This window comes from Streptomyces johnsoniae, assembly GCF_031845565.1.
GTDB classification, from domain to species: domain Bacteria; phylum Actinomycetota; class Actinomycetes; order Streptomycetales; family Streptomycetaceae; genus Streptomyces; species Streptomyces johnsoniae.
Window position 1 is genome coordinate 368,198 of sequence record NZ_JAVREV010000002.1, and the last position, 20,398, is coordinate 388,595.

General features: G+C 74.0%; 20 protein-coding genes. 10 read left to right on the plus strand and 10 right to left on the minus strand.

Annotated features, from left to right (window positions below):
* Positions 1-13: 13 nt before the first annotated feature.
* Together RM779_RS04765 and RM779_RS04770 are read right to left on the minus strand one after the other, a co-directional pair.
* On the minus strand, positions 14-814 hold the full coding sequence (locus tag RM779_RS04765) for an endo alpha-1,4 polygalactosaminidase (protein WP_311616108.1): 801 nt from the start codon (positions 812-814) through the stop codon (positions 14-16).
* On the minus strand, positions 802-3,924 hold the full coding sequence (locus RM779_RS04770) for a sacsin N-terminal ATP-binding-like domain-containing protein (protein ID WP_311616110.1): 3,123 nt from the start codon (positions 3,922-3,924) through the stop codon (positions 802-804). The genes RM779_RS04765 and RM779_RS04770 overlap by 13 nt, the downstream gene beginning before the upstream one ends.
* Before the next feature lie 85 nt (positions 3,925-4,009).
* On the opposite strand from RM779_RS04770, the gene RM779_RS04775 reads away from it, so the two are divergent.
* Positions 4,010-4,729, plus strand: coding sequence for a sulfite exporter TauE/SafE family protein (locus RM779_RS04775; RefSeq protein ID WP_311616112.1), 720 nt, complete (start codon positions 4,010-4,012; stop codon positions 4,727-4,729).
* 34 nt (positions 4,730-4,763) lie between these two features.
* On the opposite strand, the gene RM779_RS04780 is transcribed toward RM779_RS04775, so the two are convergent.
* On the minus strand, positions 4,764-5,513 hold the full coding sequence (locus RM779_RS04780; protein WP_311616518.1) for a DUF3027 domain-containing protein: 750 nt from the start codon (positions 5,511-5,513) through the stop codon (positions 4,764-4,766).
* A 290-nt stretch (positions 5,514-5,803) separates the two neighbouring features.
* On the opposite strand from RM779_RS04780, the gene RM779_RS04785 reads away from it, so the two are divergent.
* From RM779_RS04785 to RM779_RS04800, 4 genes are read left to right on the plus strand one after another with little or no spacing between them, the layout of a single operon-like run.
* The gene (locus tag RM779_RS04785) at positions 5,804-7,201 is read left to right on the plus strand and encodes an MFS transporter (protein ID WP_077060812.1); all 1,398 of its coding nucleotides are present in this window, start codon (positions 5,804-5,806) and stop codon (positions 7,199-7,201) included.
* Between the two features lie 28 nt (positions 7,202-7,229).
* The gene (locus tag RM779_RS04790; RefSeq protein WP_311616115.1) at positions 7,230-7,823 is read left to right on the plus strand and encodes a hypothetical protein; all 594 of its coding nucleotides are present in this window, start codon (positions 7,230-7,232) and stop codon (positions 7,821-7,823) included.
* A gap of 19 nt (positions 7,824-7,842) precedes the next feature.
* Positions 7,843-8,565, plus strand: coding sequence for a futalosine hydrolase (locus RM779_RS04795; protein WP_311616520.1), 723 nt, complete (start codon positions 7,843-7,845; stop codon positions 8,563-8,565).
* Positions 8,558-9,439, plus strand: a complete 882-nt coding sequence (locus tag RM779_RS04800) for a 1,4-dihydroxy-6-naphthoate synthase (protein ID WP_311616117.1) — start codon at positions 8,558-8,560, stop codon at positions 9,437-9,439. The genes RM779_RS04795 and RM779_RS04800 overlap by 8 nt, the downstream gene beginning before the upstream one ends.
* Here the strand turns inward: RM779_RS04800 and RM779_RS04805 are convergent.
* Positions 9,436-9,819: a cold-shock protein gene (locus RM779_RS04805; protein ID WP_077060810.1), complete on the minus strand. Its 384-nt coding sequence runs from the start codon at positions 9,817-9,819 to the stop codon at positions 9,436-9,438. The genes RM779_RS04800 and RM779_RS04805 overlap by 4 nt on opposite strands.
* A 162-nt stretch (positions 9,820-9,981) precedes the next feature.
* Here RM779_RS04805 and RM779_RS04810 point away from each other — a divergent pair, with 162 nt between their 5' ends.
* Positions 9,982-10,260 carry a hypothetical protein gene (locus tag RM779_RS04810; protein WP_394813220.1) on the plus strand — a complete coding sequence of 93 codons (279 nt, stop codon included), beginning with the start codon at positions 9,982-9,984 and terminating at the stop codon, positions 10,258-10,260.
* On the opposite strand, the gene RM779_RS04815 is transcribed toward RM779_RS04810, so the two are convergent.
* Positions 10,248-10,874 (minus strand): HAD family hydrolase, encoded by a 627-nt coding sequence (locus tag RM779_RS04815; RefSeq protein WP_311616122.1) that lies wholly within the window; start codon positions 10,872-10,874, stop codon positions 10,248-10,250. The genes RM779_RS04810 and RM779_RS04815 overlap by 13 nt on opposite strands.
* 96 nt (positions 10,875-10,970) lie before the next feature.
* On the opposite strand from RM779_RS04815, the gene RM779_RS04820 reads away from it, so the two are divergent.
* The 4 genes from RM779_RS04820 to RM779_RS04835 are packed head-to-tail and all read left to right on the plus strand — an operon-like array spanning position 10,971 to position 14,960.
* Positions 10,971-12,038, plus strand: a complete 1,068-nt coding sequence (locus RM779_RS04820) for a FecCD family ABC transporter permease (protein ID WP_311616124.1) — start codon at positions 10,971-10,973, stop codon at positions 12,036-12,038.
* Positions 12,035-13,123, plus strand: a complete 1,089-nt coding sequence (locus RM779_RS04825; protein ID WP_311616125.1) for a FecCD family ABC transporter permease — start codon at positions 12,035-12,037, stop codon at positions 13,121-13,123. The genes RM779_RS04820 and RM779_RS04825 overlap by 4 nt, the downstream gene beginning before the upstream one ends.
* Positions 13,120-13,959 carry an ABC transporter ATP-binding protein gene (locus RM779_RS04830; protein ID WP_311616127.1) on the plus strand — a complete coding sequence of 280 codons (840 nt, stop codon included), beginning with the start codon at positions 13,120-13,122 and terminating at the stop codon, positions 13,957-13,959. The genes RM779_RS04825 and RM779_RS04830 overlap by 4 nt, the downstream gene beginning before the upstream one ends.
* The gene (locus RM779_RS04835) at positions 13,956-14,960 is read left to right on the plus strand and encodes an ABC transporter substrate-binding protein (RefSeq protein ID WP_311616129.1); all 1,005 of its coding nucleotides are present in this window, start codon (positions 13,956-13,958) and stop codon (positions 14,958-14,960) included. The genes RM779_RS04830 and RM779_RS04835 overlap by 4 nt, the downstream gene beginning before the upstream one ends.
* Before the next feature lie 38 nt (positions 14,961-14,998).
* Here the strand turns inward: RM779_RS04835 and pstS (RM779_RS04840) are convergent, their stop codons facing one another.
* The 5 genes from pstS (RM779_RS04840) to pstS (RM779_RS04860) all read right to left on the minus strand — a co-directional run bounded on the left by pstS (RM779_RS04840) (position 14,999) and on the right by pstS (RM779_RS04860) (position 20,241).
* Positions 14,999-16,072: a phosphate ABC transporter substrate-binding protein PstS gene (pstS, locus tag RM779_RS04840; protein WP_311616131.1), complete on the minus strand. Its 1,074-nt coding sequence runs from the start codon at positions 16,070-16,072 to the stop codon at positions 14,999-15,001.
* 19 nt (positions 16,073-16,091) lie between these two features.
* Entirely contained in the window at positions 16,092-16,871 is a 780-nt protein-coding gene (gene pstB, locus RM779_RS04845) for a phosphate ABC transporter ATP-binding protein PstB (RefSeq protein WP_077060804.1), read from the minus strand.
* A gap of 37 nt (positions 16,872-16,908) precedes the next feature.
* Positions 16,909-18,027, minus strand: a complete 1,119-nt coding sequence (gene pstA / locus RM779_RS04850) for a phosphate ABC transporter permease PstA (protein ID WP_311616134.1) — start codon at positions 18,025-18,027, stop codon at positions 16,909-16,911.
* Complete coding sequence (gene pstC / locus RM779_RS04855; RefSeq protein WP_311616136.1) at positions 18,027-18,974, minus strand: phosphate ABC transporter permease subunit PstC; 948 nt, start codon at positions 18,972-18,974, stop codon at positions 18,027-18,029. The genes pstA and pstC overlap by 1 nt, the downstream gene beginning before the upstream one ends.
* 151 nt (positions 18,975-19,125) lie before the next feature.
* Entirely contained in the window at positions 19,126-20,241 is a 1,116-nt protein-coding gene (pstS, locus tag RM779_RS04860) for a phosphate ABC transporter substrate-binding protein PstS (RefSeq protein ID WP_311616138.1), read from the minus strand.
* Positions 20,242-20,398 lie beyond the last annotated feature (157 nt).

Genomic DNA, 20,398 nt, shown 5'->3' on the forward strand with positions numbered 1-20,398 from the left:
AGCCCGCTCCCGCTCAGCACGGGTCGCGCCAGGCGTCGAGGTCGAGGCGCTTCGCCATCGAGCTGAGTCCGAGTGCCGTGGTGGTCGCGCAGAACTCCTCGGTGTCCAGGGCGTATTCCACGTGGAAGACGGCCTTGCCCGCCTCGATGAACGGGGTCAGGGCGGCGCACTCGCCGAACTCGGCGCACTCCTCGTTGACCGCGAAGTCGAAGTCGCCGACCAGCTCGGGGATCTGCGGCAGGTCGTTCTTCAGGCCCACGGACAGGCCGCGTTCGTGCGCCAGCTCGGCAATCATGCGGTTGTACGCGAGCTGGTCGTCCGCGGTCAGCGGGAAACCCGTCTCGTTCAGGTAGCCGTCCAGGAGGTCGGGCTCCACCGCGTCGAAGCCCTTGTCGCGGCACAGGTCGAAGCGGGCGGCCATCAGCGGGCGCAGCGCTTCCAGTTGCCGGATGTCGAGCCAGCGTTCGCCCTCCCAGCCGTTGCCCTCGCCGAGCAGCCCGGCGGGGAAGGCGTCCCGGTCCGGACGGAAGTCCTCCCAGGCTCCGGCGTTGATGTAGCAGATGACCCGCACGTCGCGCTCGTGCAGGGCGGCGACGTCCCTCGCGTCCGACTCGAAGCCGTCGATGTCGTAGACCGGAACGTCGACGGCCAGGTCGAGCGGGCCCGTGAGCTGCCACTGCCAGTCGAGCCCGGGCGCGGGCCGCCACGGCTCCGCCGCCCGTTCCCCGGCCGTGCCGTCGGCGGTCTCCCCGGCCGAACAGGCGGTGACGAGGAGCAGCAGCAGCGCGGGGCCGACAGCTCTCAGTCGAACCACCGCGCGGTCTCCAGCTCCTCCGTGCGTGAGGGGTCCTCAAGCAGCGCGGCCAGCTCGAAACGGCGCGGCCACTGCCCGGCGGCCCAGGCGAGCCCGGCGGCCAGGCCCTCCACGGTCGCGGCGTGCAGGACGCCGTCCGCGGCGAGGCGCCAGTCCAGCTCGACCGCGGACACGACCAGCTCGTCGTGCTCCACGTACCGGGGCGGCGTCGCCTCGCCAAGCAGCGCGCGGGCCTCCTCGGGAACGTCGCGCTCCGTGCCGCCGCCCGGCGGCTCGGCCGGCACGGCGGCGCTCAGCGTGCGCACGTCCAGCACCGCGGCCAGCGCGGCGGCCCGCTGCGGCGGAACGGGCAGCAGCGCGCGCCCGCCGGCCAGCGGCAGCAGGTCGGGGGCGTCGGCGACCAGCGCGTCCGCGGCGGCGACGACCGCGGCCGTGCCGTCCACGACGGCCCGCAACTCGTCGGGCAGCGTGACCTCTTCCGGATCGAGCCCGGCGAGCAGCGCGTACAGGCCGTGCAGTTGCGCGGGGGTGACCTCGCGCGCCGGGTCGGCGAGGCGTGCCAGGAGGTCGGCCGCGCCGCCCGGCTCGGCGAGCAGCGCGCGGGCGGTGGTGCGCACCCCCAGGGCGTGCAGCACCTCCTCGTCGACGTCCGAGGTGTCGGCGTCCTCGTAGAGCCGGGCGAGCAGCGGATCGCCGTCCGCCGCGCGCAGCCCGGCCGGGCGGCGGCCCGCGAGGATGGGGGCCCCGCGCAGCCACCACGCCGTGTAGGAACGGGCCCGTTCGAAGGAGCCGTCCGGCATGCGGACGCGGACGGGCGTGGTCAGCGCCTCGCGGAACGGCGGGCGGGACAGCAGGGACAGCACCTCGGGCCAGTGGTCCTCGTCGACCAGCTCCAGGTCGCGGACGGCGACCACCTCGGTCGCGACGGGCGGCAGAGCGGCGTCCGGCAGCGCGTCCAGGGTGTCCTCGCACCACACGTCCACGGCGTCGAGCAGACCGGCGTCGTCCGGCTCGGCGTAGTCGCCCTCGCGCGGCTCCAGCTCGTCCGGGTCGAGCACCACGTCCGCGGCCCGTATCACCGCGAAGTCGGCCTGCACGCCGACGGCCGTCAGCGGCTGCTCGCCCCAGCGGGCGGCCAGGTCCGGGTCACAGGCGGCGAGCTCGCCCTCCTGGATGACGCGCTGGAACGGGCTGCCCGGGTAGACCAGCTCGCCCGCGGGTGTCAGCTCGCCGTCCTCGTCCGGCAGCGCGAGCGCGGCGAGCCACGGCTCGTCGCCCGGCACCAGACCGGCGTCGCGGACCAGGGCGAGCACCGTCTCGGCCAGCTCGGCGGCCGGGATCGCGTCCTCGTCCCACACCTCCACGTCGGCCGAGGCGGCGACAGCCGCCCGCACCTGCGCGGTGGCCAGCACGGCGCGCGGCGTGGCGGGCCCCGCGCCCAGCTTCTCCAGCAGCGGGTGCGCCGCCTCCGGGTGCGCGACCTTCAGGCCGAGGCGGCCGAGGTCCGCGGCCTCGCCGCCCGGCACGGGCAGCAGCACGCGGCGCGGCCCTACGGTCGTGCGGCCGTCGGCCAGCGGAACGGGCAGGCCGGTCAGCAGGTCGGGGTCGACACCGGCCAGCGAGTCGTACAGCCGCCACCACCAGCCGGGCGGGCGCTCCACCCCGGCCAGCCGGTCGATGACCTCGCCGAGGGAGACCCGCGCGACCTCGAGAACGCGCAGCTCCGCGCGGCGTTCGAGCCCGGCGGGCAGCAGCACGGGGAACAGCTCGGCCAGCACGGAAACGGTGTCGGCGCCCGCCCGCTCGACCAGCTCGGCGTCGGTGGGCCGCAGCGCGACCGGCACCTCGTTCTCCGGGTCCTCCTGGACCGGCGGCGCCGCGGCGGGGGGCAGGAACGCGGTGGTGGGCAGCCGCTGGAGCAGCAGGGCGCGCAGCGCGCCGTCCAGCTCGCCGCGGCCGAGCGGGCCCGGCACCAGGCCCAGGATCTCGCCCGTGACCGGCCGCCAGTCGGCGAGCAGCGCGGTGTAGGCGTCGGCGGCCCGGCCGAGGAGGAAGTCGGTGAGCGGTCCGGGCGCGACGTGGCGGCGGGTCGGCTCCAGCGGGAAGGAGGCGATGAGCAGCGCGGGCAGGCCGAGCGCGTCGTCGGTGGGCGTGGGGGCGTGGACGACCGGGGGGCTGGCCGGCGCGGCCGGGGCGCCCTCGGCGTCGACGGGCACGGCCCAGGTCACCGACCAGTGGCGGCGCTCACGCTCCTCGATGGGGCGGTCGGCCAGCAGCTCGGGCGCGGTCTCGCCGGACCGCGTCGACACGCGCCAGCGGGTGGAGCGCACGGCGCTGCCCGCGGGGCCCGGCTCCTCGGTGATCTGCGTGTACGGGCCGAACTGGCGGCGGGTCAGGGTGCGGGTGACGCCGCCGGTCTCGACGGTGACCTCGTCGATGCCGGGGAGGGTCAGCAGCAGGGTGTCGTCGACGGCGTCGAGCAGCCGGGCCGCCAGGTCCTCGGCCGCCGCGTCGCGCAGCGGCAGGGTGACGGCGGTGTCGAAGCCGTCCGGGATCTCGGGCGCGGCCAGCGGGAACGGCAGCCGCAGCAGTGGAACGGCGTGCCGGTGCCCCGCCCTGCGCTCCAGCTCCTCCCGCAGCCGCGGGCTGTCCTCGGCGGTGGCCGCGGCCAGGTCGCCGGCCTCGGCGAGCGACCAGCGGACGCCGCCCGCCCCGCTCGCGACGGCGGGCTCGTCGCTGACGGCGAGCACGGCGGCGAAGCCGACGCCGAACCTGCCGACGCTGCCCTCCGCGTCGCGCTTCGCGGACGCGCGCAGCGTGGACAGCGACTCGACGCCCGCGGCGTCGAGCGGCGCGCCGGTGTTGGCGACGGTGAGCACGCCGTCGCGCAGGGCGAGCCGCAGCCGTCCCAGGCCGCCGCCGCGGGCGGCGGCGTCGGCGGCGTTCTGCGCCAGTTCGACCACGAGCCGGTCGCGGTAACCGCCCCTGGCGAGGTCCTCCTCGGCGTTGGCGTCCTCGCGGAACCGGGCCGGGGAGGCCGTCCATGCGGTGAGGACACCGTGCCGCAGCCGCTCGGTGTCGAAGGGATCGTCGTGGTCGTCGGTGGTCACGGGTGCGACAGTACCGGGTGCCACTGACCCCCCACCCCCGGCCCGGCGGGCCCGCGGGCGGGCGCGGTGGTAGCTTCGTTGCCCGATGCCCGACATATCGTTTCTGCTCCTGGCGGGTGCCGCCGTGTTCCTGGGCTCCGCCGTGCAGAGCGGCATCGGCCTCGGCCTCGGCCTGGTCGCGGCCCCCGTGGTGGCCTTCGCCGACCCGTCCCTGATGCCCGGCGCCCTCCTCGTCACGACGCCGTTCCTGCCCATGCTGACCACGGCCGCCGAATGGCGGCACATCCACTGGCGCGGCCTCGCCTGGGGCCTGCCGGCCCGGCTGCCGGGGTCGCTGGCCGGGGCCTGGCTGGTGGGACAGCTCGAACCTCGGGCGCTGGCCGGGGCGGTGGGCGCGATGGTGCTCCTCGCGGTGGCCGCCACCCTGTCGTCCGTGCGTCTGCCGCTGAACCCGTCCCTGCTGCTGACCGCGGGCGCGCTGTCCGGCCTCACCAGCACCGCCACGTCCATCGGCGGCCCGCCGGTCGCGCTGCTCTACCAGCACGAGGAGGCGGCCAGGGTGCGGGCGACGCTGAGCGGCTTCTTCCTCATCGGGGCGCTCATGTCGCTCGGCGCGCTCGCCGCGTCGGGTGAACTGGACGGCGCGCAGGTGCGTGCCGGGCTCGCGCTGGTGCCGTTCGTACCGCTCGGCTACCTGGCCGGCGGCCCGCTGCGGCGGCGGTTCGGCACGAACGGGCTGCGCACCGCGCTGCTGTGGGTGGTCGCCGCCTCCGGCGTGAGCCTGCTCGCGCGCGCCCTGCTCTGAAACGTCTGGAACGTCCGCACGCGCGCCCGCGGCGTCACAGCGGGTCGGCCCCCAGGTGGTCGATCACCGGCGGCGCCGGCTGCGGCGGCTCCGGCATCACCGCGGCCTCCGAATGCCCGCCGCAGCCGAAGGACAGCGAGACGACGTGCCCGTCGGCCGGGGAGTACTCGTTGCCGCACACCCCGAACGCCTGCCGCAGCGAACCGGCCATCGGCAGCAGGAAGCCGCAGCTCACGCAGCTGGCCGGGGCCGACTGCGCGGTCGGGGTCCGCGGGCCGAAGCCGTCCTCCCAGCGCTCGGCCGCCTCGGTGCGGCCCAGCACGGACAGCACCCGGGGCCTGCCCAGGCCGAGTTCGGCGGCGACGTCGGCGACGGTGGCGCGCTCCGCCGGCTCGGACTCGGGCGCCTCACCGGCGAAGCCCGGCTCAAGGCGCGGGTCGTCCGCGTCGGTCGGCAGCAGGTCGCCGGGGCCCAGGTCGCCCGGCCGCAGCCGCTCGTGCCACGGCACCCAGTCGGGGGCGAGCAGCGCCTCGGGGCCAGGCGTGAGCGCCACCTCGTCGACCGTGACGAGGCGGGCGCGCGAGGCCCTGGTGACGGTGACGCCCCAGCGCCAGCCCGGGTAGCCGGGCTCCTCGCTGCCGAACAGGTGGGTGACGAGCCGGTCGCCCTCGGCGACCGCGCCGAGGTACTCGCCGAGGGAGTGGGGGTGCGCGGCCTCGGCCGCGGCCTCCCTGGCCAGCTCCACCGCCTCGGCACACAACTGGTCGGGGGTCCGGCTCCGCATCCCTGCACTCACAGCATCTCCCCGTGCCCGTTGTTCAACTGAACTCACTCCTACGCCGTTGTCCGGTGCCGGGCGCCTGGAGGCGAACGGAGCCGACGGAGCGGACGCTGGACCGCTGCGACGTCGAGCTGTACGAGGCAAGGCGCACCGTCCGCCCACGCTACCGCACGGCTCGGGCGGCCGACGCGCGGGCCGGGCGCACCCGCCGCCGCGGGGCGCGCGGCGTAAACCGCGGTAAAGGGGAGGTGAGAAGCAGGGGCCGGGGAGCGTTCAGCCTTTAGGCTTGCGCCGTGGCCGCAGGCAGCTCGTCCCGCACCAAGAGCACGTCCGGCGCCGGGGGTTTCCCCCGGACGGTCCGGGCGGCGGGCCGCGTGCTGTCCGTGGTACCGCGGACCGTCGGCCGCCGCATCCGCCGGGCGACGAACGCGCACGGCGCGGGCGAGTCCGGCCTGTCGAAGCTGATCGAGCTGCACGCGGTGCACTCGGCCGGCGACATGATGATCACGATGGCGCTGGCCTCCACCATCTTCTTCTCGGTGCCCACGGACGAGGCACGCGGCCGGGTCGCGCTGTATCTGGCCGTCACCATGGCCCCGTTCGTCCTGCTCGCCCCGGTCATCGGCCCGCTGCTCGACCGGCTGCCGCACGGGCGGCGGGCCGCGATGGCGGGGGCGCTGCTGGCCAGGGGCGGTCTCGCGCTGGTCATTTCGGGCGCGGTGGTCACCGGCGGGATGGAACTGTACCCGGCGGCGCTGGGGGTGATGGTGTGTTCCAAGGCGTACAACATCGTGCGGGCCGCGGTCGTCCCGCGGCTGCTGCCGTCGCGCATCTCGCTGGTGAAGGCCAACGCGCGGATCACCCTGACCGGCCTCATCGCGGCCGGCGCCGCCGCCCCGGTCGGTCTCGCGCTGAACGCGCTGGGCGAGCGCTGGCCGCTGTACGGGGCGTGCGCGATCACCGTCATCGGCGCGTTCCTCTCCTTCCGGCTGCCAGGGCAGGTGGACCTGGCCCGCGGCGAGCGGAAGGTGCACCTCGCGGAGCTGGCGGAGGCGCGGGCCGCGAAGTCGCAGAACCGCGACGACGGGCCGCGCGGGGTGCTGCGCGCGGTGGACTCGCCGGTGTTCAAGGCGCTGCTGGCGAACGCGTCGCTGCGCGCCCTGTCCGGCTTCCTGCTGTTCTTCATGGCGTTCCTGCTGCGCAACGAGTCGCTGCCGGGACTGACCGCCGCGTTCTCGCTCGGCCTGGTCGGGGTGGCCGCGGGCACGGGGAACGCGCTGGGCAACCTGCTGGGGAACTGGCTGCGGGACAGGTCGCCGGAACGCATCCTGCTGACGGTGCTGCTGCTCGCGCTGACCTGCACGGTCACCGCCGCCGCCACCTATCTGTCCGCCACGGTCGTGGCGGTGTGCGCGGCGGCCGGGATCTGCCAGGCGCTGGGCAAGCTGTCGCTGGACGCGATGATCCAGCGGGACGTGCCGGAGGTCGTGCGCACTTCCGCGTTCGCACGTTCGGAGACGACGCTCCAGATGGCGTGGGTGGCGGGCGGCGCGGTCGGGATCATGCTGCCGCTGAACGGCACGCTGGGGATGACGGTCGCCGCGGTCGTGGTGTCCTGCGGAACGGTCGTGACGATCCGCAGTCTGCTGTCCGCCGCCCGCCGCGGCACGCCGCACCCCCGCGTCCGGTGAGCCGTCCCCAGCGGGTTAACCTGCCCGCATGACTGCGCTCGCCACCAGCCTCGCCACCAGCAGGGGCCGCCGGGCCGCCCGCACCACCGTCGCGCTCGGCACCGCCTCGCTGGGGCTCCTCGCGCTGTCCGGCTGCCAGAAGCCGAGCCCGAGCGCACACTTCACGCTCGGTTCGCACACCGCCTCGCGGGAGACCGCGGAGGAGTGCCACGGGCACGACGAGCCGCTGGGCGTGGACCGGGTGCGCGAGTGCCTTGAGGGCGAGGACGGCGTTCCCGCGTTCACCGCCGGGGTCGGGTCCACGTTCCGCATCGGGGTGGACCCCGAGGTCGCCGACACCGGCTGGCTGGTGTTCTACAACGGGCTGCTGCACGACGCGACGCCGTTCACCTCCACCTACCAGACGTTCGAGGTGGACCGGCTGCGGCAGAGCCAGCAGCAGCAGAGCCAGACGACGGGCGCGCTCCCGGAGCGCGGCGATCTGCGGGTCGTCGTGGCCCAGGTGAGCGAGGACTACGACGCGGAGGCCATCTGGAACTCCGAGTCGCAGGAACAGTACGAGGAACGGCTGTTCGGCTCCTTCGAGGGCGTGTGGAACGTCGATCTTGAGTCCGACGTCTGAGGCGGGCGGCGCTCCGCCGCTGAAGGTCCTCGTGGTCACCGCGGTGCCCGCGGAGCGGGACGCGGTGCTCGCCGCCCTCGCGCGGGAGCCGCGGGAGCCGGTGGCGGAGCTGCCGGGCCCGGGCCCCGCGCGCTTCCGGGGCCGCCCGGCGCGGACGCGGCTGACGGTGGACGCGGTGGCCGCGGGCGTCGGCCCCGCCGCCGCGGCGGCGACCGCCTCGGCCGTGCTCGCGGGCGCGCCTGAGCCGTACGGGCTCGTGGTGTCGGCGGGCGTGGGCGGCGGCTTCGGTCCCGCCGTCGCCGTGGAGGCGACGGTGGTCGCCTCCACGATCGTGGCCGCCGACCTGGGCAGCCACACCCCCGACGGGTTCCTCGGCATCGAGGAGCTGGGGTTCGGCGTGGCCGCCCACCGGCCGCCCGAACGGCTGGCCCGCGCGGTCGCCGCGGCCACCGGCGCCGCGTTCGGCCCGGTGCTCACCGTCCAGGCCGCGACGGGCAGCGCCGAGCGGGCCGCGGAGCTGGCCGGCCGGCACCGCGGCGCCGCCGCGGAGGCGATGGAGGGGTTCGGCGTGGCGACGGCCGCCGCGCTGCACGGCGTTCCCGTGCTGGAGATCCGCACCGTCTCCAACGCCGTCGGCCCGCGCGACCGCGACGCGTGGCGGATTCCGGCGGCCCTGCGGGCGCTGACCGCCGCGTTCGCCGCCACCTGGCCCGTACTCGACACCTGGAGGGACCGTGACTGACGCGCTTCGCATCTCCTACTCCCCCTGCCCCAACGACACGTTCGTCTTCCACGCCCTGGCGCACGGCCTGGTGCCCGGCGCGCCGCCGGTGGACGTGTCGTTCGCCGACATCGACGTCACCAACGGGCTGGCGGAGCGCGGCGAGGGCGACATCCTCAAGGTGTCCTACGCGGTGCTGCCCTGGGTGCTCGACACCTACGCGCTGCTGCCCTGCGGCGGCGCGCTGGGGCGGGGCTGCGGGCCGCTGGTGCTCACCGCGGGCGAACGGGAGCCGGCGGACCTGGCCGGGCGGACGGTGGCGGTGCCGGCCGAACGGTCCACCGCCTACCTGCTGTTCCGGCTGTGGACGGCGGCGCACGTGCCGGGCGGGGTCGGCGAGGTGCGGGTGATGCCGTTCCACGAGATCATGCCGGCGGTGCGCGACGGGCGGGTGGACGCCGGTCTCGTCATCCACGAGGCGCGCTTCACGTTCCAGCGGTACGGGCTGCACCGGCTGGCCGACCTCGGCGAGTTCTGGGAGGGCACGACCGGGCACCCCATCCCGCTGGGCGCGATCATCGCCAAGCGGTCGCTCGGCGAGGAGCGGCTGCGCGGCATCGCCGACGCGATCCGCGGCTCGCTGCGCCGCGCCTGGGACGACCCGTCCGCGGGCCGGGAGTACGTGCTGGCCCACGCGCAGGAGATGGAGCGGGACGTCGCGGACGCCCATATCGGCCTGTACGTCAACGAGTTCACCGAGGATCTGGGCGACGCCGGGTACGCGGCGATACGTGAGCTGCTGACCCGGGCGGCCGGCGAAGGGCTGGTCCCCGCGGTACCGGAGGCGCTGCTCGCGCCCGTGCCCGCCCCGGCGACTCGCCAGATCCCGTCCTAGACGTCCAGTTGGTCGGCGACCGCGCGGAGCATGCCGGCGATCTTCCGGCCGCTGGTGCGGTCGGGGTACCTGCCGCGCTCCAGCTGCTGGGACACGCCGTCCAGCAGGGTCGTCAGGTCCTGGACGATGGAGGCCAGCTCGTCGGGCTTGCGGCGCTGGGCGGCGGCGACGGAGGGCACGGGGTCGAGCAGTGTGACGGACAGCGCCTGGTCGCCGCGCTGGCCGGCGACGACGCCGAACTCGACACGCTGGCCCGGCCGGAGGCCGTCCACTCCTTCGGGCAGCGCGGATGAGTGCACGAAGACGTCGCCGCCGTCGTCACGGGAAAGGAAGCCGAAGCCCTTCTCGCTGTTGAACCACTTGACCTTGCCGGTAGGCACGTGTCTCGTCCTCGCACTCGTCATAACAATGAGGCGGGCCGACCGGACCCGCCACCTCTCAGGCTAATCGCCCCCGGTCCGGTGACAAGACGCCGCCGGGCCGTTTCGGAGGATCACTGCCCCCGCCGCGAGGCGAGTATGCGCACCTGCGACCCTGGACGGGTGAGTGACAACGACCCGGCGGGTCCCGGGGACGGTCTGGTGCGCGCCGGGGCCGTCGTCTTCGCCGTCGGCGCGGTGGCGACGATGGTCACGGTGATCCCGCTGTTCATCGGCGCGGAGCCGCTGCCGACGGCCGCGTATGTGGTGTCGATGCTGATGGGCGCCGGTTTCGTCATCGCCGCGGCCGGGCTGCTGCGCGGTATGGCGCACCAGCGCCGCGCGGCCCGCGCGGCGCAGGCCGACAGGCCCGTGCCGGGGCGGGGCGTTCAGGCCAGGTAGGCGTCCAGCCAGGCGGGGAACGCGGTGAGGTCGTCCAGCACCGTGTCGGCGCCCGCGGCGCTCAGCTCCGCCGTGGCGCAGGGGCCGGTGGCCACGGCGACCGAGTGGGCCCCGGCCGCCTTCGCGCCCCGCACGTCCCCGATGTGGTCGCCGACGTACACGCGCGCCCCGTGCGCGCGCAGCGCCTCCGCCTTGGCCTCGGCCCACAGCGAGCCGATGACGGCGTCGGGCCGCAGCCCGAGGTGGTCCATGTGCAGCACGGCGTTGGGCTGGTGCTTGGCGGTGACGACGATCGCCCGGCCGCCGTGGCGGTGGACGGCGTCGATGGCCTCCCGGGCGCCGGGCAGCGGGCCGGTGCCGTGCACCGCGTGGTCGGCGTAGATGGTGCGGTAGCGGTCGGCGGTGGCCCCGACCGAACCGGCGGGGAACCAGTACGCCAACTCCTCCTCCACGGGCGGCCCGAGGCGGGAGACCACGAGGTCGGAGTCGACGTACACGCCGGTCTCCGCGGACAGCGCGTCGTAGGCCGCCTTGATGCCCGGCCTGGAGTCGATGAGGGTCATGTCGAGATCGAATCCGACGGTCAGCGGCGCGGTCTGCGGGGAATGCGGCATACGGCTATTGTGCCTCCAGCACGCGCGGAGACTTAGGTTCGCCTAACCTAGGTGCCGTGCGGCCCCGACCGGACCGACCGACCTGCCGAGGAACGCATGCCTGCCGCCGCCCCGCCGTCGCCCGCCGCGCAGCGCGCCGTGTCGCGCGCCGTGCGCGCGCCCAGCGGCGGCGGCGCCGTGCGGCGTTCGGCGCTGCTGGCCGCGGCGGCCGCCGCGGTGGCGCTGGCCGCGCTGCTGAGCCTGGCGCTCGGCAGCCGTTCCCTCGCGCCGGGCGAGGTGTGGCAGGCGCTGATCGGCCAGGGCGAGGGCGCGGCCGCGAAGGTGGTGCGGGAGCTGCGGGTGCCGCGGACCGTGATCGGCCTGATGGTGGGGGCGGCGCTGGGCATGGCGGGCGCGGTGATGCAGGGTCTCACGCGCAATCCGATCGCCGAGCCCGGGCTGCTCGGCGTCAGCCAGGGCGCCTCGGTCGGCGTGGTGCTCGCCATCGCGTTCGCCGGCGCGCACTCGCTGGACGACTACGTCTGGTACGCGCTGGCCGGAGCCGCCCTCGCCGGCGTCGGCGTGTACGCGGTGGCGTCCCGCGGCCGGGGCGGCGCCTCGCCGGTGAAGCTGGCGCTGTCGGGCGCGGCCGTGAACGCGCTGCTCGCCTCGGTCACCGCGGGCGTGCTGACCACGCGCGCCACGACCCTGGAGCAGTTCAGGTTCTGGCAGATCGGGTCGCTTTCCGGGCGGGACGCGTCCATCGCCGCGGATATCTGGCCGTTCCTGCTCACCGGCACGGTGTTGGTGATCGCCGCGGCGCGCGGGCTCGACGCGCTGGCGCTCGGCGACGACGTGGCCCGCGGCCTCGGACAGAACGTGGCCCTCGTCCGCGTCACCGGCGGCCTCGGGGCCGTCGTGCTGGCCGGGGCCGCCGTCGCCGCGGCCGGTCCGATCGCGTTCGTCGGCCTGGCCGTTCCGCATCTGGCGCGCGGTCTGGTGGGCGGCGGGCACCGCTGGCTGCTGCCGATGTCCGCGCTGCTGGGGGCGGTGATGCTGCTGGTCGCGGACGTGGTCGCGCGGCTGGTGTTCCCGCCCTCCGAGGTGCCGTCCGGGGTGATGACCGCGCTGATCGGCGTGCCGTTCCTCGTCGTTCTGGTGCGCAGGTCGGGGGTGCGGTCGTGAGCGGAACGGCCCTGCGGGAAACGGCTCCGCGGCAGCGGCGGCCCGCGGTGGGCGCCGCCGGGTACGCGGTGGCGCGCGGGCGCGGCGCCTCGTTCCTGCTGCACCGGCGTTCGGCCCTGGTGGTCGCGGTGCTGACGGCGGCGCTGCTCGGCGCGTGCCTGGCGTCGCTGTGCCTGGGCACCTCGGCGGTCGCGCCGGGAGCGGCCCTGCGGGCGGCCTTCGGCCTGGACTCCTCCGCCGAGTTCGTCGTCGGAACGCTGCGCCTGCCGCGGATGACGCTCGGGCTGCTGGTCGGCGCCGCGCTCGGGGTGGCGGGCGCGCTGATCCAGTCCGTGGCGCGCAACCCGCTGGCCAGCCCCGACATCATCGGCGTCACGCACGGCGCCGCGGCCCTGACCGTGGGCGCCATGACCTACGGCGCGGTGTCCACCGCCGTGCTGCCGTACTGGTCGGTGGCGGGCGGGCTCGCCGCCGCGGGACTGGTCTACGTCTTCGCCTGGCGCGGCGGCCTGCACGCGGCCCGCTTCGTGCTCATCGGCATCGGCTTCGCCATCGCGCTGCGCTCGGTCACGCAGCTGTTCCTCACCAAGGGCGACTACCAGGTCGCGCAGCAGGCCACCGTGTGGATGACCGGCTCCCTCAACGGGCGCGGCAACGCGGAGGCCGCGCCGCTGGCCATCGGCCTGCTGCTCCTGCTGCCCGCCGTGGTGTGGGCGGCCCGCGCGCAGCGTTCCGTCGTCCTGGACGACGACACGGCCACCGCGCTCGGCATCCGGCTGGCCAGGACCCGGCTCGGCCTGGCGACGGTGGGCGTGCTGCTGGCCGCGCTGGCGACGGGCGCGGCGGGCCCGGTGGACTTCGTGGCGCTGCTCGCGCCGCAGATCGCGCGCCGCCTGACCGGCACCGCCCAGATCCCGCTGGTGTGCTCCGCGCTCACCGGCGCGTTCATCACCGTGCTCGCCGACGTGGCGGCCCGGACCCTGTTCTCGCCCACCGAACTGCCCGTCGGCGTGGTGACGGCCGCGGTGGGCGCGCCCTATCTGCTCTGGCTGATCGTCGCCAACCGCACCGGAGGACGCGCATGAGTCACCGTCTGGGCGCCCGGGGGCTCGTCCTCGGCTACGACGAGGCGCACCCGGTCGTCGACGGCCTCGACCTGGAGATTCCGGACGGGCAGGTCACCGTCATCGTCGGCCCGAACGCATGCGGCAAGTCGACGACGCTGCGGGCGCTCGGGCGGCTGCTGAAGCCGCGCGGCGGCGCGGTGCTGCTGGACGGCCAGGAGCTGGCGCGCATCCCGACGCGGCGCATCGCGCAGGCCATCGGACTGCTGCCGCAGTCCCCCGTGGCGCCCGAGGCGATCACGGTGGTCGACCTGGTGTCCCGCGGGCGCCAGCCGCACCAGCGGTGGTGGCAGCAGTGGTCGGAGGCGGACGAACGGGCCGTGACGGAGGCGATGGCGCGCACCGACGTGACGTCGCTCGCCGACCGGCCGGTGGACGCGCTGTCCGGCGGGCAGCGGCAGCGGGTGTGGATCGCCATGGCGCTGGCGCAGGACACGGACCTGCTGCTGCTCGACGAGCCGACGACGTTCCTCGACATCGCGCACCAGGTCGACGTCCTGAACCTGGTGCGGCGCATGGAACGGACCGTCGTGACGGTGCTGCACGATCTGAACCAGGCCGCCAGGTACGCGGATTTCCTGGTCGCGATGAAGGACGGGCGCATCGTGGCGCGCGGCCGGCCGGAGGAGGTGGTGACGGCCGGTCTGGTGCACGAGGTGTTCGGCCTGGAGGCGGTCGTCGTGCCCGATCCGGTGACCGGCTCGCCGCTCGTCGTTCCCGGGGCGCCGGTGCCCCACCCGAAATCCGCGCCGGGCACGGCGCGGGACACCGCGAGAGAAAAGGCAACGCCCACATGAACCGCAGGCACCACAGGCAGCACAGGTACCGCAGAAGCACCGCCGCCACCGCCGTCGCCCTGACCGCCGCCCTCGCGCTGGCGGCCTGCGGCTCGGACGACTCCGGCTCCGGCTCCGGGGGCGACGGCGAGGGGAACGGCGGGGGCGGCACCAGGACCGTCGAGACCGCGATGGGCCCGGTGGAGGTCCCCGAGGACCCGGAGCGCGTCGTCGTGCTCGACACCGGCGAACTGGACACCGCGATCACGCTGGGCGTCACGCCGGTCGGCGCGGTGCAGACGGACACCGGGACGATGTTCCTCGACTACCTGCCGCAGGAGGGCCTGGCGGACATCGAGAACGTCGGCACCATCGCCGCGCCCGACCTGGAGGCGATCCACGAGCTGGACCCGGACCTGATCCTCGGCAGCAAGGTCCGCGACGAGCAGCGCTACGACGAGCTGTCGCAGATCGCCCCCACGGTGTTCAGCGAGAACGTGGGCGCGCCCTGGCAGGACAACTTCCTCATGCACGCGGAGGCGCTGGGCAGGTCCGCGGAGGCCGAGGAGGTCGTCGCCGCGTACGAGGCGCACGTCGCGGAGGTCACGGAGGCGGTCGGCGGCGCCGAGGCCGCGGCCGGGACCGAGGTGAGCATGGTCCGCTTCATCGAGGGCGGCAACACGCGCCTGTACGGCCAGGACAACTTCATCGGCACCATCCTGGCGGACGTCGGCCTCGGCCGCCCGGCGATCACCGAGGAGGCCGAGGACGGCTTCGCGGTGGAGGTCAGCCCCGAGCAGGTCGACCGGGCGGACGGCGACTTCATCTTCTACACCTCCTACGGCGCACCCGACGCGTCGGGCGAGGAGGACGCGGTCGGCGGGCCGCTGTGGGAGGAGCTGACGGCCGTACAGGAAGGCCGGGCGTTCCGGGTCGACGACCAGCTGTGGTTCCTCGGCATCGGCTACACGGCCGCGGAGCAGATCCTCGACGAACTCCAGCAGCACCTCACGCACACCTGACCCGGGTGAGCCCGGGTGAGCCCGGGTTGAGCACCGGCTCAGCCGTCGGCGTTGATGTGCCGGATCTCCTCGGTGACGCGGGTCTTCAGGGACCGGCTCATCGGGGCGTAGCCGAGGTCCGCCGCGAAGCGGTCGGCGGTGGCGTCGTTCAGGGCCCAGGTCCAGAAGTCGCGCAGCAGCGCGGCGGTGTCGCCGTCGTAGCCGCAGGTGTAGGCGAAGATCCAGTTGGCGCCGGTGATCGGGTAGCCCGCGCCGCCGATGTCGTCGATGGCGAACTGGAAGTTGTCCGGGATCTCCGCCTCCGCGGAGGCGGCCGTGGTGGCCTCAAGGGTCGGCGCGACCGGGGTGCCGTCCTCGTTGACGACGCGGGCGGTGGCGAGACCGGCTTCGTCGGCGTGGGACTGGTTGACGTAGCCGAGGCCGCCGGCGCTGTCCCGCACGGCGCCGGCCACGCCCGCGTTGCCGTCGCCGCCGACGGCGGTCTCGTGCCAGTCGATGTCCGTGCCCTCCGCGTACCGCTCGCCCCAGAACGGGACTTCGGTGGTGAGGTAGCGGGTGAAGACGTAGGTGGTGCCGGAGCCGTCCGAGCGGTGGACGGGGACGATACGCCGCTCGGGCAGGTCCAGGTCCGGGTTGAGCGCGGCGACGGCCGGATCGTTCCAGCGGGTGATCTGCCCGTCGTAGATCCGGGCGAGCACCTCGGCGGTCAGGACCATGCCGTCCAGCGCCTCGTCGTTCAGCACGATGGCGACCGCGCCGAACACCACGGGGAACTGCACGGCGTCGCAGCCGCGGACGTCGGCGGCGACGGCGAGTTCGCGCTGCCGCAGGTAGCGCTCGGATGAGCCGAAGTCGACCGTGCCCGCCAGGAACTGCTCGATGCCGCCGCCGGAGCCGACGGGCCGGTAGTCGATGGCGGCGCCGGTCTCGACGTGCGTGCCGTAGTGCGACATCCACCGTTCGAACAGCGGCTCGGGGAACGTCGCGCCCGAGCCGGCCAGCCGCCCGGAGAGGCTGCCGCGGGTGACCGTGGCGGCGTCGTCCCCGGCGCAGCCGGCGATCAGCAGGAGGGCCGCCGCGGGCGCGGCGGCCCTGACGAGCCGCTTCCGCATGGGACGCTGCCCCCGTTCCTCACCCGAAGCGGCCGGACACGTAGCGCTCGGTGTCACTGTTGGCCGGGTTGGTGAAGATCTTGGTGGTGGTGTCCAGCTCGACCAGGCCGCCGGGCTCGCCGATCGCCTGGAGGTTGAAGAAGCCCGTCGTGTCGCTGATGCGCTGCGCCTGCTGCATGTTGTGCGTCACGATCACGATGGTGTACTGCTCCTTCAGCTCCGTGATCAGGTCCTCGATGGCCTGCGTGGAGATCGGGTCGAGCGCGGAGCACGGCTCGTCCATCAGCAGCACGTCCGGCGCCACCGCGATGGCGCGCGCGATGCACAGGCGCTGCTGCTGGCCGCCGGAGAGGCCGGAGCCCGGACGGTTCAGCCGGTCCTTGACCTCTTCCCACAGGTTGGCCGAGCGCAGCGAACGCTCGACGAGGTCGTCGAGGTCCTTGCGCTTCATCCGCTTGTTGTTGAGCTTCAGGCCGGCCGCCACGTTGTCGTAGATGGACATGGTGGGGAACGGGTTCGGCCGCTGGAACACCATGCCGATGTGGCGGCGGACGCCGACGGGGTCGACGTTCGCGCCGTACAGGTCCTGGTTGTCCATCAGGACCTTGCCCTCGACCCGGGCCTTCGGCACCAGTTCGTGCATGCGGTTGAGGGTGCGCAGGAAGGTCGACTTGCCGCAGCCGGACGGGCCGATGAGCGCGGTCACGGACCGCGGCTCGATCGTCATGGAGACGCCCTGGACGGCGAGGAACTTGTCGTAGTAGATGTCGAGGCCCTTGACCTCGATGCGCTTGGCCACAGTGCTTCGCTTTCTTCTTCGGTCTTCGGGCGCGGGTTCAGGCGCGGGTCTTGGGGGCGAACAGCTTGGCGATCAGCCGGGCCAGCAGGTTCAGCGTCATCACGATGAGGATGAGCGTGAGTGCCGCGGCCCAGGCCCGTTCGTAGAACAGGTCGCGGGCGTGGCCCGGCGCGTAGGCGTACTGGTTGTAGGAGAAGACCGAGAGGGTCGCCATCCGCTCGTTGAACGGGTCGAAGTTGTCGCCCCTGGTGATGCCGACGGTGATCAGCAGCGGTGCGGTCTCGCCGATGACGCGGGCGATGGCCAGCGTCACGCCGGTGGCGATGCCGGCCAGCGCGGTCGGCAGCACCACCTTGAGGATGGTGCGCCACTTGGGCACGGCCAGCGCGTACGAGGCTTCACGCAGCTCGTTCGGCACCAGCTTGAGCATTTCCTCGGCGGAACGGACGACGACGGGGATCATCAGCACGCTCAGCGCGACGGAGCCCATGAAGCCCATGCGGATACCGGGACCGTAGAACAGCTCGAACAGCGCGTAGACGAAGAGGCCGGCCACGATCGAGGGGATGCCGGTCATCACGTCGACGAAGAAGGTGATCCAGCGGGCCAGGCGCCCGCGGCCGTACTCGATCAGGTAGATCGCCGTCATGAGGCCGACCGGCACGGACATCAGCGCGGCGATGCCGGTGATGATCAGGGTGCCCATGAGGGCGTGGTGCGCGCCGCCGCCCTCGTCGACGACGCCAAGCATCGAGTTGTTGAAGAAGTCGGCGTCAAACCGGGCGGCGCCCTCCGACACGACGGTGCTGATCACCGAGATGAGCGGGAGCAGCGCCAGCGCGAACGCCGAGGACACCACGGCCGTCACCAGCCGGTCGAACGCGCCCCGCGGGCCTTCGACCCGGCGGGCCCAGACGTAGATGACGGCCGTGTAGCCGACGGCGACCAGAATGCCCGCGAACGCCGCGCCGAGCAGCCCCGTCTGCCACACGGCGATGCCGGCCAGCACGAACGCCAGCAGCGTGAGCGGCGCCGCGCGGCGCGGCAGGGAACCATGCGTCAGCGGCATGTCGGCCAGCAGCGCGGCGGCCTCCTCGCGGGCCCTGCCCTTGTCGTTCCTGTCGCCCTTGTCCAGGGAGGTCGTCGGAGTGGACATCAGTTGGCTCCCGAGAAGTCGCGACGCCGGTTGATCACCGCGCGGGCCCCCATGTTGACGAGGAGCGTCACGGCGAAGAGGACGAGACCCGAGGCGATCAGCGTGTTCACGTCGAGGCCGGACGCCTCGGGGAAGGACAGTGCGATGTTCGCGGCGATGGTCGAGGGGTTCTCGCTGCTGATGAGGTCGAAGGAGACCACGTCGCGGCTGGCCGACAGCACGATGGCGACGGCCATGGTCTCGCCGAGCGCGCGGCCGAGCCCGAGCATCAGGCCGCCGATGATGCTCGACCTGCCGAACGGGAGCACCGCCATGCGGATCATCTCCCAGCGGGTCGCGCCCAGCGCGAGGGACGCCTCCTCGTGCAGCCGCGGCGTCTGGAGGAACGCCTCCCGGATCACGGCGGTGGCGATCGGCAGGATCATCACGGCGAGGACGATCGTGGCGACCAGCATGGTGCGGCCGGTGGGCGAGGCGGGCCCGTCGAAGAGCGGGATGAAGCCGAGGTTGTCCTCCAGCCACCGGGTGGGCTCGACCGTCATCGGGGCGAGCTCGAACGCGCCCCACAGGCCGAAGATGATGCTGGGCACGGCGGCCAGCAGGTCGATGAGGTAGCCCAGCAGGGAGGCGATGCGGCGCGGCGCGTAGTGCGTGATGAACAGCGCGATCGCGACGGCCAGCGGGGTGGCGATGACGAGCGCGAAGAAGGCCGAGAGCAGCGTGCCGAACAGCACCGGCCAGATGTAGAGGACGATCCCGTCGCCGCCCGGGATCTCCGAGGAGTCGGCCCACAGGGCGGGCCACGCCTCCGCGACCAGGAAGGCCGCGACGCCGGCGAGGATGACGAGGATCAGCACGCCCGCCCCGGTGGAGGCGCCGGAGAAGACACGGTCCCCCAGCCGTTGCGGCGCTCCCCGGGTGCGCGTGCTCGTGGTGGTGGGAGGCACTGTCTCTCCCTTTCTGCTGCTGAAGACTCGATTGCGGGCGACAGGGACGTCAAGGACAGGGCGGGAAGCCCTCAGGTCCGGGCGGGAAGCCCTTAGGTCCGGACGGCCACCCGTGGCAGGGGCCGCCCGGACCGTGGGTGCCGGGACGAGGTCAGCCGGCGGAGATCGCGTCCACCGCGGCCTGGTACTCGGTGCGCAGCGCGTCGGACAGCGGGGCGGAGCCGGCGGTCGCGGCCGCGGCGTCCTGGCCCTCGGGGCTGATCATGTAGGACAGGTACTCGCGGACCAGCTCGGCCTTGGCCTCGTCGTCGTAGGTGGCGCAGGCCATCGCGTAGGAGACGAGGACGATCGGGTAGGCGCCGCTCTCGGTGGTGTCGCGGGCCAGGTCGTAGGCGAAGTCGTACTCGCCACGGCCCTCGACGCGCTCGGAGACCTCAAGCGCGGCGGCGGCGGCCTCGGGCGAGTAGGAGACGAACTCCTCGCCCACGCCGACCGCGACGGTGCCGAGGTCGTCCACCTGGCTGGCGTCGGCGTAGCCGATGGTGCCCTCGCCGCCGGCGACGGCCTGGACGACACCGGCGGTGCCCTGACCGGCCTCGCCGCCGCTGACCGGCCACACGTCGCTGACCTCGTGCGGCCAGTCCTCGCCTGCGGTCACCGACAGGTACTCGACGAAGTTCTCCGTGGTGCCGGAGTCGTCGGAGCGGTTGACCGGGGTGATCGGGAGGTCGGGCAGCTCGGCGTCCGGGTTGTCGGCCGCGATCGCCTCGTCGTTCCAGTTGGTGATCTGCTGGTTGAAGATCTGGGCGATGGTGGCGGGGCTCAGGTTGAGCGAGTCCACACCCTCCAGGTTGAAGACCACCGCGATCGGCGAGACGTACACCGGGATTTCGACGACCTCGCCGCACTGCTCCTGCGCGGCGGCCAGCTCGCCCTCCTCCTCGGAGAGGTAGGCGTCGGTGCCGCCGAAGTCGGTGCCGCCCGCGGTGAACTGCTCGCGCCCGGCGCCGGAGCCGCTCGGGTCGTAGTTGACCGTGACGTCGGGGTGCAGCTCGTTGAACCCGGCCTGCCAGGCGGCCTGCGCGGCCTCCTGCGAGCTGGCGCCCGCACCGGAGATCGTGCCGGAGAGCGTCGACTCCTCGTTGCCCCCGCCGTTGCCGCCGTTGCCGTTGCCGTTGTCCTCTTCGTTGTCGCTGCTACAGGCCGTGACCAGGGCCAGGGCGGAGACCGCGGCTATCGCAGCGCTCTTGGCGCGCCAGTTGCGCATGGACGTTGCTCCTTGTTCATGCCCAGCCGGGCCGGCCGGGTAGTCAATGACGTTGTGGTGTCGAAGAGAACGTAGGAGCGGCCAGCGAAGGAGCGAGGGCCAGAAGGTGAACAGAAAGATAGGTTCAACGGAACCGGCAGTTTCACAAAAAGAGTTG